Source organism: Novosphingobium sp. FKTRR1 (genome assembly GCF_020404405.1).
Lineage (GTDB): Bacteria > Pseudomonadota > Alphaproteobacteria > Sphingomonadales > Sphingomonadaceae > Novosphingobium.
This window is the reverse complement of sequence record NZ_JAIZDA010000002.1, coordinates 109,592-124,579: the sequence shown is the minus strand read 5'-3', so window position 1 is coordinate 124,579 and position 14,988 is coordinate 109,592. Positions and strand designations below refer to the sequence as shown.

15 protein-coding genes and 1 tRNA gene are annotated in these 14,988 nt (G+C 64.9%); 3 read left to right on the top strand and 13 right to left on the bottom strand.

What is annotated here, in order from left to right:
* Positions 1 to 7 precede the first annotated feature (7 nt).
* Positions 8 to 478: a dUTP diphosphatase gene (gene dut, locus LDN95_RS02345; RefSeq protein ID WP_226016017.1), complete on the bottom strand. Its 471-nt coding sequence runs from the start codon at positions 476 to 478 to the stop codon at positions 8 to 10.
* On the bottom strand, positions 465 to 1,661 hold the full coding sequence (gene coaBC / locus LDN95_RS02340) for a bifunctional phosphopantothenoylcysteine decarboxylase/phosphopantothenate--cysteine ligase CoaBC (protein ID WP_226016016.1): 1,197 nt from the start codon (positions 1,659 to 1,661) through the stop codon (positions 465 to 467). The genes dut and coaBC overlap by 14 nt, the downstream gene beginning before the upstream one ends.
* Before the next feature lie 120 nt (positions 1,662 to 1,781).
* On the opposite strand from coaBC, the gene LDN95_RS02335 reads away from it, so the two are divergent.
* Complete coding sequence (locus tag LDN95_RS02335) at positions 1,782 to 2,180, top strand: hypothetical protein (protein ID WP_226016015.1); 399 nt, start codon at positions 1,782 to 1,784, stop codon at positions 2,178 to 2,180.
* Here the strand turns inward: LDN95_RS02335 and LDN95_RS02330 are convergent.
* Genes LDN95_RS02330 through LDN95_RS02320 form a run of 3 tightly spaced genes read right to left on the bottom strand, consistent with a single transcriptional unit; the run spans position 2,177 to position 5,707 of the window.
* The gene (locus LDN95_RS02330; protein ID WP_226016014.1) at positions 2,177 to 3,304 is read right to left on the bottom strand and encodes an acyltransferase; all 1,128 of its coding nucleotides are present in this window, start codon (positions 3,302 to 3,304) and stop codon (positions 2,177 to 2,179) included. The two genes, LDN95_RS02335 and LDN95_RS02330, sit on opposite strands and share 4 nt — an antisense overlap.
* Positions 3,301 to 4,905, bottom strand: a complete 1,605-nt coding sequence (ubiB, locus tag LDN95_RS02325; protein WP_226016013.1) for a 2-polyprenylphenol 6-hydroxylase — start codon at positions 4,903 to 4,905, stop codon at positions 3,301 to 3,303. Before ubiB ends, LDN95_RS02330 begins: the two co-directional genes overlap by 4 nt.
* A gap of 13 nt (positions 4,906 to 4,918) precedes the next feature.
* Complete coding sequence (locus LDN95_RS02320) at positions 4,919 to 5,707, bottom strand: class I SAM-dependent methyltransferase (protein ID WP_226016012.1); 789 nt, start codon at positions 5,705 to 5,707, stop codon at positions 4,919 to 4,921.
* 59 nt (positions 5,708 to 5,766) lie between these two features.
* Here LDN95_RS02320 and mutM point away from each other — a divergent pair, with 59 nt between their 5' ends.
* Positions 5,767 to 6,579 (top strand): bifunctional DNA-formamidopyrimidine glycosylase/DNA-(apurinic or apyrimidinic site) lyase, encoded by an 813-nt coding sequence (gene mutM, locus LDN95_RS02315; protein WP_226016011.1) that lies wholly within the window; start codon positions 5,767 to 5,769, stop codon positions 6,577 to 6,579.
* A 20-nt stretch (positions 6,580 to 6,599) separates the two neighbouring features.
* Here mutM and LDN95_RS02310 read toward each other — a convergent pair.
* From LDN95_RS02310 to lgt, 8 genes are all read right to left on the bottom strand, one after another.
* Positions 6,600 to 6,673: transfer RNA gene (locus tag LDN95_RS02310), tRNA-Gly, on the bottom strand.
* A gap of 39 nt (positions 6,674 to 6,712) precedes the next feature.
* A complete protein-coding gene (locus LDN95_RS02305; protein WP_226016010.1) occupies positions 6,713 to 7,345 on the bottom strand; it encodes a 2-hydroxychromene-2-carboxylate isomerase in 633 nt (210 codons plus the stop codon).
* On the bottom strand, positions 7,342 to 8,040 hold the full coding sequence (locus LDN95_RS02300) for a glutathione S-transferase N-terminal domain-containing protein (protein WP_226016009.1): 699 nt from the start codon (positions 8,038 to 8,040) through the stop codon (positions 7,342 to 7,344). The genes LDN95_RS02305 and LDN95_RS02300 overlap by 4 nt, the downstream gene beginning before the upstream one ends.
* Before the next feature lie 135 nt (positions 8,041 to 8,175).
* Positions 8,176 to 8,988: a cytochrome c1 gene (locus LDN95_RS02295; protein WP_226016008.1), complete on the bottom strand. Its 813-nt coding sequence runs from the start codon at positions 8,986 to 8,988 to the stop codon at positions 8,176 to 8,178.
* A gap of 33 nt (positions 8,989 to 9,021) precedes the next feature.
* Entirely contained in the window at positions 9,022 to 10,311 is a 1,290-nt protein-coding gene (locus LDN95_RS02290; protein WP_226016007.1) for a cytochrome b N-terminal domain-containing protein, read from the bottom strand.
* Between the two features lie 11 nt (positions 10,312 to 10,322).
* Positions 10,323 to 10,886 carry a ubiquinol-cytochrome c reductase iron-sulfur subunit gene (gene petA / locus LDN95_RS02285; protein WP_226016006.1) on the bottom strand — a complete coding sequence of 188 codons (564 nt, stop codon included), beginning with the start codon at positions 10,884 to 10,886 and terminating at the stop codon, positions 10,323 to 10,325.
* 301 nt (positions 10,887 to 11,187) lie between these two features.
* Positions 11,188 to 12,249: a class I SAM-dependent methyltransferase gene (locus tag LDN95_RS02280; protein WP_226016005.1), complete on the bottom strand. Its 1,062-nt coding sequence runs from the start codon at positions 12,247 to 12,249 to the stop codon at positions 11,188 to 11,190.
* 12 nt (positions 12,250 to 12,261) lie between these two features.
* The gene (lgt, locus tag LDN95_RS02275) at positions 12,262 to 13,125 is read right to left on the bottom strand and encodes a prolipoprotein diacylglyceryl transferase (RefSeq protein WP_226016290.1); all 864 of its coding nucleotides are present in this window, start codon (positions 13,123 to 13,125) and stop codon (positions 12,262 to 12,264) included.
* A gap of 151 nt (positions 13,126 to 13,276) precedes the next feature.
* Between lgt and LDN95_RS02270 the strand changes: the two genes are divergently transcribed.
* Complete coding sequence (locus tag LDN95_RS02270) at positions 13,277 to 14,986, top strand: class I adenylate-forming enzyme family protein (RefSeq protein ID WP_226016289.1); 1,710 nt, start codon at positions 13,277 to 13,279, stop codon at positions 14,984 to 14,986.
* The last annotated feature ends 2 nt before the right edge of the window (positions 14,987 to 14,988 follow it).

Genomic DNA, 14,988 nt, shown 5'->3' with positions numbered 1-14,988 from the left:
CGGCTGCTTACCCCGGCAGGGCGGAGAGGCCTCCGGTAGAGCCGAAGCCGCCTTCGCCGCGCGCGGTGCTGTCGAGTTCATCGACCTCCAGCCAAGTCCCGATGGTGACGGGCGCGAGCACCAGTTGCGCCACACGGTCGCCACGGCGCACCGCGAACACATCGGTGCCGTGGTTGATGAGGATGACTTTCAACTCGCCGCGATAGTCCGAATCGATCGTGCCCGGGGTGTTGGGCACGGTGATGCCGTGCTTGAGCGCCAGCCCTGAGCGCGGGCGCACTTGCACCTCGAACCCGTGCGGGATGGCCAGAGCGAGGCCTGTGGCCACGGCATGGCGCACACCCGGCGCAAGGTCCACGTCCTCGGCCGCGACCACATCCATCCCGGCGGCGCCTGCCGTGGCATAGGCTGGCAGCGGCAGCCCTTCACCGTGGGGCAGACGCTTGACGCGCAAGGACACGGGATCAGGCGAGTGCATCGGCAATCCTTTCGACCAGCGCGGCAGCGACCGCGTGCTTGGGCCCTTCGGGCAGGCTTTCGACACCGCTGGCGCTGACAATGTGCACGGCGTTGCGCTCGCCACCCATTACGTCGCCGGATACGTCATTGGCGACGATCCAGTCCGCGCTCTTGCGCCCCAGCTTGGCCTGCGCATGGGCGATGACGTGCTCGGTCTCGGCCGCGAAGCCGACCAGCAGTGCAGGCTTGCGCGCTGAATGGCCGAGCCCTGCCAGAATGTCGGGGTTCTCGACCAGTTCGAGCGGCGGAACTTGGCCCGACCCGTCCTTCTTCCGCTTTTGCCCGGTGCAGTCGGCGGCGCGCCAGTCGGCCACGGCGGCGACCATCACCGCCACGTCGGCCGGCAGCGCGGCATCGACCGCGGCGGCCATCTCGCGCGCGGATTCCACATCCACACGGGTGACGCCGGGCGGGGTCGGCAGCGTGACCGGCCCTGCGACCAGCGTGACCCGCGCGCCAGCCGCAGCGGCGGCGGCAGCAATCGCAAAGCCCTGCTTCCCGCTCGACCGGTTGGCGATGTAGCGCACCGGGTCAATTGGTTCATGCGTCGGCCCGGCGGTGACCAGCACGTGCTTGCCAGCCAGACGCTTTGGGTGATGATGGCCCAACTGGCGCTGGATTTCCGCCCAGATCGCCTCAGGCTCGGGCAGGCGGCCGGGGCCGAACTCGCCACAAGCCATCGCGCCTTCGTCGGGCGCCATCACGGTGACACCGTCGCCGCGCAGCGTAGCGACGTTGCGTATGGTGGCGGGATGCTGCCACATCCGCACGTTCATGGCGGGGACGGCCAGCACCGGCTTGTCGGTGGCGAGCAGCAGCGTGGTGGCCAGATCATCGGCATGGCCGCCCGCCATCCGCGCCAGCAAATCGGCAGTGGCCGGGCACACGACCACCAGATCGGCCTGCCGCGAAAGCTGGATATGGCCCATCTCGACCTCGTTCTTGAGATCCCACAGCGTGGTGTGAACGGGGTTCTCGCTCAGCGCCGCCAGCGTCATTGCGGTGACGAAGCGCGCGCCCGATTCGGTCAGCACGCAAGTCACTTGCGCGCCGCCCTTGCGGATCAGGCGGACGAGTTCGCAGGCCTTGTACGCGGCGATACCGCCGCCGACGATCAGCAGGATACGCTTGGGGCTGTCCATGCTGGCGCTTGTGCATGGGGTGGAAGCGCAGCGCAATCCCCCTCGGCCGATCTCGTCGCGCAATCTCTTTGCGCATGGGGAAGGCATAGGGCACTCTGCGCAAAATCACGGAGAGGGCCCATGCGTTTCATCCTTACGGCATTGATCTTTCTGGCAGGGCTGTTCGACCTGTTCCTGGCGCTGACGTTCCTGATCGGCCCGGCCGACGCCGGGCGTGGACTGGGGGTGGCGGCCATCGCACAGATCGGTACCTCGACGATCCGCGCCGATTTCACCTCGTTCTTCGGCGTGGCGGCGTTCTGCATGATGTGGGGCGCATGGCGGCGCAATGGCGACCTGCTGCTGGTGCCGACACTGCTGTTCGGCGTGTCGTTCCTTGGCCGTGCGGTCGATCTGGCGGTCAGTGGGGCTTATCCCGGCTGGCCGTTCGCGATGACGGTGGAGGCGTTCCACGTGATTCTGCTGGGCACCGCCTGGCGGCTGTTGCCGCACCACAGGATCGAGGAAATCGCGGGTTAGGCGGCTCCGGCTTTGTCACGCCAGCGCTGCGCCAGTTTCAGCACGCCGCGTTGCGCGGGCCGTTCGATCCAGCGGTTCGAGGCGAAGCCGACCACCACCGACAGCGCCACGAAGAACAGCATGAACGCCGGTTGACGCGCAATGGCACGGCTGCCCAGCGTGGCGTCGATGAGCAGCACCAGCGCCAGTTGCAGCGGAAAATGCCACAGATAGACGCCGTAGGACGCATCGCCCAACTGGCGGCCTGCGCGCAGCAGATCGTTACGGTCGGCAAGGTCGATCGCCAATGTCAGGAACAGCATGCCGAACGTGCCCGCCAAAGTGGCCGATTCAAGCCAGTGGCGCGTGTAATGCGACAGATACCAAGCGGCAAAGACCAGTCCCACGCCTGCCACGCACAGCACCGGCAAGCGTAGCCAGCCACGCAGCGCTGCGCCGTAGACGGCAGCACCGGCAAAGAAATAACCGATGCAGGTCAGGACCGGCTGGTCCGGCGCGCCGCTGAAGAACAGCCACAACATGCCTGCAGCGATCGGCAGCGACAACAGCAACGGCGCGCGGCGCAGCGCGGGCAGCAGCAGCCAGAATGCGCCATAGGCCAGTACCTCGGTCGAGAGCGACCAGGACGGGCCATTGTACGACTGGTTGTCCTGCCAGCCCCAATACTGGGCCAGCGGCAGGCTCAACAGAAAGTGCTTCCAGTCCTGCGTATGGTAGATGAAGTCGGTGCCGTGAATGCCGCCATAAGTCGCCTGCAGCGCGGCAACCAGCACCAGCGTCAGCAAGTGCAGCGGCCACAGCCGCGCCACCCGCGCGATCCAGAAGCGGCTGTTGGCGGCAGGGTCGGCAAGGTAGACATGGGCGAACACGAAGCCCGAAACCGCCCAGAAATACTGCACGGCCACGTGCCCGTAGTCATAGGCCCAGGCCAGTTGATGATAGAGCGGCGAGACGGCCGAGCGGCGGACATGGAACTGGAAGTCGACCGGCGGCACGAAGAAGTGCTGGTAATGCCAGAACAGCACGAGGCAGGCCGCCAACAGCCGCGAAATGTCGAGCGCGTTGAAATGGCGCTTGCCCAGACGCAGGCCCGGCAACGGCTTGGCACGTGGCGCGGATGTCACTGTTCGTTTGCCTGCATCGGCAAGTCTGGGTGGTCCCAGCGATGATGCCCATGGTGACCCAGCGTGGCCTGCCCCAAGGCCAGAAGCGCCGCGCCGGCCAATGCGGCGGCCAGATAGCCCGCCCAGCCCCGTCCTTTGCGCTTGCGCTCCCACAACAGCTCGATCTCGGGCAGCGGCGGGGCTTCGGGAGCGCCGCCCTTGGCCGGGAAGCGATCCTCGATGCGGCGAATCAGATCGGGCACGCGCAGCAGCGTGGCGGTGTCGGTCTTGATGCGTTCGGCAATCGCGGCTTCGGGGCCCAGTTCATCGCGGATCCAGTTGCGCACGAAGGGTGCGGCCACGTCCCACATGTTGATCTGCGGGTCGAGTTGGGTAGCGATGCCTTCGACCATCACCATGGTCTTTTGCAGCAGCAGCAAGTGCGGCTGGGTCTGCATGTCGAAATCGCGGGTGATCGCGAACAGTCCGTCGAGCATTTGCCCGACCGACAGCTCGCTGACCGGACGGCCGCGCATCGGCTCGCCCACCGCGCGCAAGGCCGTGGCGAATTCCTCGACCGAGTGGTAGCTCGGCACGTATTGCGCTTCGAAATGGATCTCGGCCACGCGGCGGTAGTTGCCGGTGGTCAGGCCATAGAGGATTTCGGCCAGCCATTGCCGGGCGCGGCGGTCGATCCGGCCCATGATCCCGAAATCGATCGCCACGATCGTGCCGTCGGCTTCGACGAACAGGTTGCCCTGGTGCATGTCGGCATGGAAATAACCGCCGCTGATGGCCTGCGTCAGAAAGGCGAGTACCAGCCGCCCGGCCAGTTCCTTGCGGTCGATGCCCATCGCGGTCAGCGCGCCGACTTCGCTGATCTTGACCCCGTCGATCCAGTCGAGGGTCATCACCCGGCCGTTGGTGCGGTCCCAGTCGATCCCCGGCACACGGTATCCGGGATAGGCGCGCATCAGGTCGGCCAGTTCCGAGGCCGATGCAGCTTCGCGTCGCAAGTCCAGCTCGCGCATCGACCAGCGCTTGAAGTTGGCGATGACCATGCGTGGACGCAACCGCGATGCCTCGCCGCCCAACGCCTCAAGGTGCGCGGCGGCCCATTCGTAGGTATCGATGTCGCGCGCGAACTTCTCGCGCACACCGGGACGTAGCACCTTGACCGCAACCTTGCGGCCCTCGGTCGTCACCGCGCGGTGGACCTGCGCGACCGAGGCGGCGCCAACGGGCTCTTCCTCGAAGTGGTTGAACAGGCTTTCGAGCGGGCGCTCGAAGCTGCCCTCGATCTCGGCGCGGATCAGCGCGAACGGCACCGGGGGCAGCTTGTCCTGCAACGACAGCAAGTTGCGCGCGGCTTCCTCGCCCACCAGATCGGGGCGGGTGGCCAGCGTCTGGCCCAGCTTGATCGCGGCTGGCCCGATCGCGCGGAAGGCTCCGGCATAATCGGGCACCACCGACTGGCGCGCGCCGAATCGGGCGATCCGGCACAGCCGCCGGACGGCCGCGGGGGTGTTGCGGTCATTTTCGATACCGCGCAGGGCGCCGTAACGCCCAAGAATGCGGCCCCAGCCGAGCAAGCGGCGGATATGGGTTGCGGGCAAAGTCATGGCGCGGTGCCGATCAGACCTTCCAGCCCGAATGGATCGCGACCAGACCGCCCAGAATCGGCTCCACCCGGGTGCGACGGAACCCGGCGTCGCGGATCATCGCCTCGAACTGCGGCATCGGCGGAAAGCGGCGGATCGATTCGATCAGATAGCGATACGAATCAGCATCACCGGCGATCGCCTTGCCGATGCGTGGCACCAGATGGTGCGAATAGGCGTCATAGACTTGCGCGAAACCCGGCCATTCGGTGGTCGAAAATTCAAGGCAGAAGAACCGCCCGCCGAACCTGAGCACGCGATGCGCCTCGGCCAGCGCGCGGTCGATATGGGTCACGTTGCGGATGCCGAACGCGATGGTGTAGGCATCGAAGGTGCGGTCCGAAAACGACAGTTCCTCGGCGTTCTGGCGCGACCACGAAAGCCCTTCGATCCCGCGCTTTTCGGCGCGTTCGATACCGACGTCGAGCATGTCCTGATTGATGTCGGACACCGTGATCGCGGCGCCCGCCTTGGCCATGCGGAATGCGATGTCGCCGGTGCCGCCGGCCATGTCGAGGATCGTCTCGCCACCGCGCGGCTTGACCCGCGCCACGAAGCGGTCCTTCCACAACCGGTGCATGCCGACCGACATGGCATCGTTCATCACGTCGTACTTGCGCGCCACGCTGGAGAATACCGCGCCGACGCGCGCTTCCTTCTCTGCGGCGGGAACCTCTTCATACCCGAACGAGACGGTCTGCGGGCCGAGGTCGTGGGGTGTGCCGGTGGATTCGCCCGAGGGCGCGCTTGCTGTGGCGGTCATCATCCGGCCTTTAGTGAGGAATTGCCCGCACCGCAAAGCCTGATAGGGGTCAGTGCACCATGCCCGAACTGCCAGAGGTAGAAACCACCGTCCGCGGCCTTGCCGGCGTCTTGCAGGACGACGTGCTGACCGGCGTTGCCGTCAACCGCGCCGATCTGCGCCGCCCGTTTCCGCCTGACCTCGCGCAAGTGCTGATCGGCGCGCGCGTCACCGGGCTGTCGCGCCGTGCCAAGTACGGGCTCATCCATACCGACCGCGATGCGACCATGATCTTTCATCTGGGCATGTCGGGGCGCTGGCGAATCGATCCGACCGCCATCGAAAAGCACGACCATCTGGTGCTGGAGACAGGACGCGGCCACGTGCTGGCACTCAACGATGCGCGCCGGTTCGGCTCGGTCGATCTTGTCGACACGCCGCTGCTGGATCAATGGCCCGCGTTTGCCGCCTTGGGGCCAGAACCGCTGGGTCCGGGCCTCACATCCGCGCATCTGGCCACCGCATTCAAGGACCGGGTTGCCGCGATCAAGCTGTTGTTGCTCGACCAGCGCATCGTGGCGGGGCTTGGCAACATCTATGTGTGCGAGGCGCTGCATCGGGCCGGAATCCATCCCGAGCGCGAGGCGGGCAAAGTCAGCCGCGCTGCGCTCAACCGGCTGGTACCTCAGATCCGCGATGTGCTGGAAGAATCGATCGCGGCGGGCGGATCGACCTTGCGCGACTATGCCCGCCCCGACGGCGAACTGGGCTATTTCGCCAAGGACTGGCGCGTCTACGGGCGCGAGGGCGAGCAATGCGCTTGCGGTGGCGCTGTCGAGCGCGTCGTCCAAGGCGGGCGCTCGACCTTCTTCTGCCGCAAGTGCCAGCGCTGAAGGTTCAATTTAAGAGGAAGTGGAGCGGGTAGCGGGAATCGAACCCGCATGACCAGCTTGGAAGGCTGGGACTTTACCACTAAGCTATACCCGCTCGTGATTGTGCGCGATTGCCACGGCTGGGCGGTTCGCGTCAACTCTCGTTTGCGATTTTGACCGATTCCGCGATGCGCTGGCGTACGAGCGGCAACTGATCGTTCCCGAAATACAGGTGCTTGCCGCCAACAATGATCGTCGGCGAACCAAACGCACCGCGCGCGATGGCTTCGTCGGTATTGGCGCGCAAGCGGTCCTTGGCCGCAGGCTGACCGGCGCGTTCGATCAGCGCGGCGCCATCGAGGCCTAGCGCATCGGCAACCTGCGCGAGCACGGCGGGATCGTCGATGTTGCGCGCCTCGGCAAAATAGGCGGTGAAGGCGGCGTCCGCAAAGTGGAACAGGGCTTGCTGATCATCTTCAAGCGCGCAGCAGCAGCGCATCGCCAGCACCGACTTGACCGGGTGGTGGGGTGAGGGAAAGTTCAGCGGCAGTCCGGCAAGGCGGGCCCATTCCTTCAACCAGCCGAAGCTGCGGTTCATTGCGGTCTGATCGGGATCTGCGCGCATGGCGTAGACGCGCGGGTTGACCGCATTGAATACTCCACCGACCAGGAACGGGCGCCAGCGAACTTCGGCGTCGGTCTCCGCCGCGATCGGTTGCAGGTTATTGAACGCGAGGTAGGTCCAAGGCGAGGACAGGTCGAAGAAGAACTCCACAGTCACGGTCATGCCTGATCCTTATGAAAGCCGAACAAGGTCCGCGCCGCTTCGGCATCGTCTTGCGGGCGGCGGCGAACGCGGTCTGCGCCAAGGGCGACGCCACGCCGCAGACCGTCACGCAGCTTGAGCCGGTCGTACCACGCTTGTACTGCCGGGAAGTCGGCCAAGGGTACGCCCTGTGCCTTCCATGTACGGACCCATGGCCAGCAGGCAATGTCGGCGATCGTGTACTCTTCGGCGGCGATGTATTCTCGCCCCGTCAACCGCCGGTCGAGCACACCGTATAGGCGCAGCGTCTCGTGCCGGTATCGCTCGGTGGGGTAGGGCAAGCGCTCGGGCGCATAGAGCGCGAAATGGCCGTGCTGCCCCAGCATCGGGCCGAGTCCGGCAATCTGCCATGCCAGCCATTCGAGCACCAGCGTGCGGCCGCGCAGATCGGCGGGGATGAATTGCCCTGTCTTATCGGCAAGGTAGAGCAGGATCGCGCCGGTTTCGAACACTGACACCGGAACGCCGCCATCGACCGGATCGCTGTCGACAATGGCCGGGATGCGATTGTTGGGACTGATTGCCAGAAATTCAGGCGCGAACTGTTCGCCTTTGCCGATGTCTACCCAGTGGGTGCGGTAGGGCAACCCGCATTCCTCGAGCATGATGGAAATCTTCCACCCGTTCGGCGTGGGTGCGGTATACAGTTCGATCATGCCGTTTGCTCTCCCATTGCGGATGGGAGCACAGCCGGGCTCTGTCGGCAAGGGCCTGCGGTGTGTCTGAGGCGGATACAAGAAAGGCCACCGTCGCCGGTGGCCTTTCTGTTGGTCTGCGCCGAGGTGAACCGATCAGTGGGCGTTTGCCCAGACGTTCTTCTTGGCGAGGTAGGCCAGAACAGTGGCGACGAGCAGGAAGCCAACCACGGCCCAACCGGTCTGGCGACGCTTTTCGAGCTTGGGCTCGGCGGTCCAGGTCAGGAACGCGGCGACGTCTTCCGATTCCTGCTTCAGCGTGGCCTTGGTGCCATCGCTGTAGGTCACCGCATCATCGGTCAGCGGCGGCGGCATCGCGATGTTCAGGTTGGCGAAGTAGGGGTTGTAGTGCAGCCCTTCCGGGGTCTTGGCATCCGGGAATTGCTTGAGCAGCGCAGCCGGTTGTTCGGTGTAGCCCTGAAGCAGCGAAGCGACGTATTCCGGTCCTTCGTGGCGTGCCTTGGTGATCAGCGACAGATCGGGCGGGTTGCCGGTACCGGCATAGTACACGGGCGGGAAGTGATCGGCCGGGGTATTCGCCCGTTCGCCCGCATCGCCGGTCTTGGGATCGAAAGTCTTGGCCTTGGTCGGCCAGTTCTTGGCGATCGCCTTCACTTCGGCTTCGTTATAACCAAGCGCGGCGAGGTCGCGGAAAGCAACCTGCTTGAGCGAGTGGCAGTTGGCGCAGACCTGCTGGTAGATCTGGAAGCCACGCTGCAACTGCGGCCGTTCGAACTTGCCGAATACCCCGTTGAAGGAGAAGTCGGCTTCTTCGGGAGCCTTGTGAAACAGCTGGATCGCGGTGGCAGCTTCGGGTTCGCGGATCGCCTGAACCAGGCCGACACCGAACGACCACAGCAGGGCGACGGCGAAGAACAAGCCGACCAGAGGGCCAAAAAGACGGACCATGGGGTTCTCTTTCTTTCTATCGCTTGCGCGCGCTCAGGCAGCAGCAGGGTTGGCGGTGAGCACGGCGCCTTCGTCCTTGCCCAGCACGGACTCGGTGATCGAGAACGGCAGCGGCGCGGGCTTTTCGATCGAGGAAACGATCGGCAAGATCACCAGGAAGTGAAGGAAGTAATACGTCGCGCCGATCTGCGAGATCAGCACGTACTTGGTTTCGGCCGGCGAACCACCGCAATAGCCCAGCACCAGCACGTCGATGACGATGAGGTAGAAGAACTTGCGGAACAGCGGGCGGTAGTGGCCCGAACGCACCGGCGAGGTGTCCAGCCAGGGCAGGAAGAACCACACGAGGATCGCGCTGAACATCGCCAGCACGCCCATCAGCTTGGCCGGGATGAAGAAGAAGTCCGCGGTGAAGGCGCGCAGGATCGCGTAGAATGGCCAGAAGTACCATTCGGGCACGATGTGGGCCGGCGTCGACAGCGGGTTGGCCGCGATGTAGTTGTCCGGGTGACCCAGCGCGTTAGGCGCAAAGAACACCACCGCGAAGTAGATCAGCAGGAACAGGCCGAGCCCGAAGCCGTCCTTGGCGGTGTAGTAAGGATGGAACGGCACGGTGTCCGATTCCGTCTTCACTTCCACGCCGGTCGGGTTGGACGATCCGGGGATGTGCAGCGCCCAGACGTGCAGGATGATGACACCCAAGATCACGAACGGCAGCAGGAAGTGCAGGCTGAAGAAGCGGTTGAGCGCAGCGTTGTCGGGAGCGAAGCCACCAAGCAGCCACTGCTGCAGCGGCTCACCGATCAGCGGAATGGCCGAGAACAGGCCGGTGATGACCTTGGCGCCCCAGAAGCTCATCTGGCCCCAAGGCAGAACATAGCCCATGAAAGCGGTTGCCATCATCAGCAGGAAGATGACCACGCCCAGCAGCCAGATCATCTCGCGCGGGGCCTTGTACGACGAGTAGAAGAAGCCGCGGAAGATGTGGGTGTAAACCACCACGAAGAATGCCGAGGCACCGTTGGCGTGGGCATAGCGCAGCGCCCAGCCCCAGTTCACGTCGCGCATGATGTGTTCGACGCTGTCGAACGCCACGCCGGCGTTGGCGGCATAATGCATCGCCAGGATGACCCCGGTGACGATCTGCAGCACCAGCGCGAACCCGGCGAGAATGCCGAAGTTCCACATGTAGTTGAGGTTGCGGGGAACCGGATAGCCCGCGCCGATCGCATTGTAGACAAAGCGCGGCAGCGGCAGCTTCTCGTCAAGCCACACCATGAACGGCTGGCTCGGGTTATACTCTTTCGCCCAGGGAAAGCTCATCGTGTCAGTCCTCAGCCGATCTTCACGACAGTGTCGGAAGTGAATTCATAGGGGGGCACCTCAAGGTTCTTCGGTGCCGGGCCTTTGCGGATGCGTGCGGCGGTATCGTAGACCGATCCGTGGCAGGGGCAGAAATATCCGCCGAACTCGCCCTTCACTTCGCCTTCGCCAGCGCCCAGCGGCACGCAGCCGAGATGGGTGCAGACACCCATCGTGATCAGCCAGTTGGTTTTGCCCGCCTTGGTCCGGTCAGACAGGCTTTGCGGGTCGCGCAGCGAGGCCACGGGCACCGCATCGGCTTCCTTGATTTCGGGCGCGGTGAGATTGCGCACGAACACCGGTTGCTTGCGCCACACGGCCTTGATCGCCTGACCCGGCTGGATCGCCGAAATGTCGATTTCGGTGGAGCTTTCGGCCAGCACGTCGGCCGAAGGGGCCATTTGCGAAATCAGCGGGACGAGCACGGCAATGCCGCCCGCTCCCGCAAAGCTCACTGCCGCGATATTGATGAAATCGCGACGGCGAACGCCTTCGCCACTTTCGTGCGCCGGATCGATGATCGCCTCTTCAGCCATTTAAAATCCCTGCTTGCTGACACCGCGCCCGGGGAGCCGGACGCGGTTTAACGTGCCCCCTGATCGACGAGCTCGGTACATATCCCTTGCGGGCATACCGGACGCCGCAGGGTCGATCCATCGCAAATCAAGGACAGCCGACCCCAGTTCGCGGGCCAGATAGACGCAAATCCGCCGCTTTGCCAACAGGCATTTTGCCCTAGCGAAGGCGCTCCATGCACAAGGACGGCAAAGCGCATCCGAAGGCTGCGAGGCACTCGCAAAAGGCTTGGGAAACAACAGGTTTCCGCGTGGTTTGGACTCAAGCGAATCCGGCGCCGTCGGGCCAAGGCGGCGCGGCAAGGCCCATCACCTTGAACAGATCTCCCATGGCATCGGGTGCAACCAGTCGTTGCAGCCCCGCAGCGACGGCTTCTGCCTGGCTTGGAAAACGGCTGGCGAGCGCTTGCGCACGTTGTTCGATTCCCATCGCTTGCAGCCAGGCGCCCTGAGCGACCGTGCCAAGCCAACGCGAACCGAACTGCCCCACTATCGGAACAAGCGCCGCAAAGTCGACGTGCGCAGTCAGGTCCGCCTCGCCCGGATGGGCAAACGGATCGACTCCGGCATGGGCGCGCACTGCCTGCAAGGTGCTGCCGATGCGCGGTTGCGCATGGCCGTAATCAATCAGCAACGCGGCTCCGCCCTGCGCGGCAAGGCGACGGGCGATTTCGCCTGTAACGGTGGCCGCGGCGGGGCTGGTCTCCACGATCGCGCCATCGGCAAGGTCGGCAAGTTCGGGCGGGATGGCGGCATCCATCGGGCGGTCGCCTGCCACTGGAAGCAGCCGTTCGCCATCCCAGCCGACCATCCGTTCGCGCCAGCCGTTTGCGGTGCGCACCAGTTGCCGCACCGGTAGGGCGTCGAGGAATTCGTTGGCGACCACCAGCAGCGGCAGGTCATCGGGCAAGGTGGACAAGTCGTCATGCCACTGTGCTTGCGGCACAAGCATGGCCTGCACCGCGCGCAGGGCCGGGCTGCCTTCGACAAGGTGGACTTGCGGCACAAGGCCGATACGCTCCATCACGCGCAGTGCATCGCGGGCGAGCGTGCCGCGTCCCGGGCCGAGTTCGACATAGGCGACCGGAGCCGGACCTCCGGCGCGCTGCCAGATGTCCGCCAGCCAAACGCCGACCATCTCGCCGAACATCTGGCTGATCTCGGGCGCGGTGGTGAAGTCTCCCGTCACCCCCAGCGGATCGCGCGACGCGTAATAGCGGGCGTTCGATTCGGCGATGTAATGCGCGATGCTGATCGGCCCCGAGGTGGCGATCAGTCGGGCAAAGCGGGCACGCAAGTCATCTTTGGGAGCAGCGGCGGGCAATTGGTGGTGCCTTCAATCCGGCAGCGATTGCACGGTGACCGCCAGCGGTGGACGCGTCAGGGCGCGCGCCAGCAAAGCCAGCCCCAGCGCCATCATCGGCACGGTCAGCCACTGGCCCATCGAAAGTCCGGTGCGCAGGGCAAAGTCGTGCAATTGCGCGTCGGGTTCGCGGAAGAACTCGACGGTGAAGCGGGCCAGACCATAGCCCAGCGCGAACACGCCGGTCAGTACGCCCGGACGCCAGCGTGCGCGGGTCCGCCAGAACACGGCGAACAGGACGAGGCCGAGCAGCAGTCCTTCGAGCAGGGCTTCGTAAAGCTGGCTGGGATGGCGGGGCATCGGTCCGGCACCGGGGAACACCATGACCCAGGGCAGATGCGCATCGGTGGTGCGGCCCCACAGCTCGCCATTCACGAAGTTGGCGCAACGGCCGAAGAACAGGCCGAGCGGCGCGCAGGGCGCGATGTAGTCGCACACGCGCAGGAAATCGAGGCGGTTGCGCCACGACACGAAGCCGATCGCGGCGGCGGTGCCGATCAATCCGCCATGGAAGCTCATCCCGCCCTGCCACAGCTTCAGCAGGTCGGCCGGATGCACGAACAGTTCGGGCGCATAAAACGCCGCATAGCCCAGCCTGCCACCGACGATGATTCCCAGCGTGGCATAGAAGAACAGGTCGTCGGCATGGCGCTGACCGAGCGGCGCTCCGGGCTGGCGGATCATCCGCAAAAGATGGACATAGCCCAGAATGATGCCGACGAGGTACGCCAGCGAGTACCACTTGATCGTGAAGAAGCCGAGATCGAGCGCGATCGGGGACAAGCCCAGATCGGCCCAATTAAGTGGTTGATGAAAATCGACCGAGGCCGTAGCCATAAGTGACAGCAAGCGCCGAACTCCCTGACGGTTTCGGTGTGGAATTGGACCTGTACCACCGGAGCGGGGCGGCCGTGCGGGCGCCTTACTGGCACAGGGCAAAGCCTTAAGGCAAACCCCAAAAGGGGTGTAACGGAGAGTGATGCCAGCCATGCAGACCCAGCTCGACACGGACCTTTCGCGGATCATGGACAGCCTGCAGGGGGCAGGCGGCATGTTCGAGACTCGCCCGTTCCGCGCATTTGACCGCGATCTGCCGATCATTGACGCAGCGCCGCCCAGCCTGCCTGCCTATTTTGCCTACTTCTGCGCGGTGCAGGGCGACAAGGAGTTCATCGTCGATGGACCGCTGCGCTACACCTTCGCGCAGACGTATGCCGCTGCCCGCGTGGTGGCGGGGGGGCTGGTCGAAGGACACGGCCTGCAGAAGGGCGAACGCGTCGGCATCGCCGCGCGCAATTCGCTCAACTGGGCGGTGGCCTACATGGGCGTGCTGATGGCCGGTGGCTGCGCAGTGCTGCTCAACGGCTGGTGGTCGGGCGAGGAACTCCAGCACGGTGTCGACCTTGTCGGCTGCCGCTTCGTGATCGCCGATCCGCAGCGGGCCGAGCGGCTCGCCGGGTTGCACCACGGCGCCGAAGTGCTGCCGCTGCTTCATGATTGCGAGCCTGCTATCGGTCTGGCCGCGCTCACCGCCAAGGGCGGCGGTGCCGATACCGCGCTGCCCGAACTGACCGGCGACGATCTGGCGACCGTGCTTTACACCTCGGGCTCGACCGGCGCGTCGAAGGGCGCCTACTCGAACCACCGCGGGGTGGTGCAAGGCACTTTCAACTACATCGCCACCAGCGTCATGGTGCTGACCTTGCTGACCGAGCGGGGGGAGGCGCCGGGTGAAGGATCGCAACCGATCGCGCTGCTCAACGTGCCGCTGTTCCATGTCACCGGTGAGGTTCCGGTGTTCCTGCAGTCGTTCGCGCTTGGCCGCAAACTGGTGCTGATGGCCAAGTGGGACGCGGTGGAGGCGATGAAGCTGATCGAGCGCGAGCGGGTGACCTATTTCGTTGGCGTGCCGCTGATGAGCTTTCAGATCGCCACGCATCCCGATCACGACAAGTACGACCTGACAAGTTGTGTCACCTTTGCCGCTGGCGGTTCGCCGCGCCCGATCGAGCATGTCGACCGCCTGCGCAAGGCGCTGCCTCATGCGTTCCCGATCATCGGCTATGGCCTGACCGAAACCAACGGCGTGGGCTGCGGCAACTTCAACGAAAACTACATGGCCAAGCCCGGCAGCACCGGCGCGGCGTCGCGCCCGCTGGTCGATCTTGCCATCCTCGATGACGATGGCAACGCCCTGCCGCAGGGCGATATCGGCGAAGTGGCGATCCGCTCGGTCGCCAATTTCCTCGGCTACTGGAACAATCCCGAGGCGACCGCCGCCGCGATCATGCCCGACGGCTATTTCCGCACCGGAGACCTTGGCTATCTCGATCCCGAAGGCTACCTGTTCATCGTCGACCGCAAGAAGGACATCATCATCCGCGGCGGCGAGAACATCAGCTGCATCGAGGTCGAAAGCGCGATCTATGCCCATCCGGCCGTGGCCGAAGCGAGCGTGTTCGGTCTGCCTGACGAAACCTACGGCGAAGTGCCGGCGGCGGTGTTCCTGACCAAGCCGGGCAGCGCGGTCCACGCCGACGAACTGCGCGCATTCCTGCAGGCGCACATCGCGCCGTTCAAGATTCCGGTGAAGTTCTGGGAAGTGGATGAGGCTCTGCCGCGCCTTGGCACCGAAAAGGTGGACAAAAGGGCGTTGCGGGAACGTTACCGCCAGGAATGGACAGAGACTGTAAAGTGAAC

Excerpts from the sequence above, each read along its gene's own strand:
- dut (WP_226016017.1), bottom strand. The coding sequence starts at position 478 with ATGCACTCGCCTGATCCCGTGTCCTTGCGCGTCAAGCGTCTGCCCCAC.
- coaBC (WP_226016016.1), bottom strand. The coding sequence starts at position 1,661 with ATGGACAGCCCCAAGCGTATCCTGCTGATCGTCGGCGGCGGTATCGCC.
- LDN95_RS02335 (WP_226016015.1), top strand. The coding sequence starts at position 1,782 with ATGCGTTTCATCCTTACGGCATTGATCTTTCTGGCAGGGCTGTTCGAC.
- ubiB (WP_226016013.1), bottom strand. The coding sequence starts at position 4,905 with ATGACTTTGCCCGCAACCCATATCCGCCGCTTGCTCGGCTGGGGCCGC.
- LDN95_RS02320 (WP_226016012.1), bottom strand. The coding sequence starts at position 5,707 with ATGACCGCCACAGCAAGCGCGCCCTCGGGCGAATCCACCGGCACACCC.
- mutM (WP_226016011.1), top strand. The coding sequence starts at position 5,767 with ATGCCCGAACTGCCAGAGGTAGAAACCACCGTCCGCGGCCTTGCCGGC.
- LDN95_RS02305 (WP_226016010.1), bottom strand. The coding sequence starts at position 7,345 with ATGACCGTGACTGTGGAGTTCTTCTTCGACCTGTCCTCGCCTTGGACC.
- LDN95_RS02300 (WP_226016009.1), bottom strand. The coding sequence starts at position 8,040 with ATGATCGAACTGTATACCGCACCCACGCCGAACGGGTGGAAGATTTCC.
- LDN95_RS02295 (WP_226016008.1), bottom strand. The coding sequence starts at position 8,988 with ATGGTCCGTCTTTTTGGCCCTCTGGTCGGCTTGTTCTTCGCCGTCGCC.
- LDN95_RS02290 (WP_226016007.1), bottom strand. The coding sequence starts at position 10,311 with ATGAGCTTTCCCTGGGCGAAAGAGTATAACCCGAGCCAGCCGTTCATG.
- petA (WP_226016006.1), bottom strand. The coding sequence starts at position 10,886 with ATGGCTGAAGAGGCGATCATCGATCCGGCGCACGAAAGTGGCGAAGGC.
- lgt (WP_226016290.1), bottom strand. The coding sequence starts at position 13,125 with ATGGCTACGGCCTCGGTCGATTTTCATCAACCACTTAATTGGGCCGAT.
- LDN95_RS02270 (WP_226016289.1), top strand. The coding sequence starts at position 13,277 with ATGCAGACCCAGCTCGACACGGACCTTTCGCGGATCATGGACAGCCTG.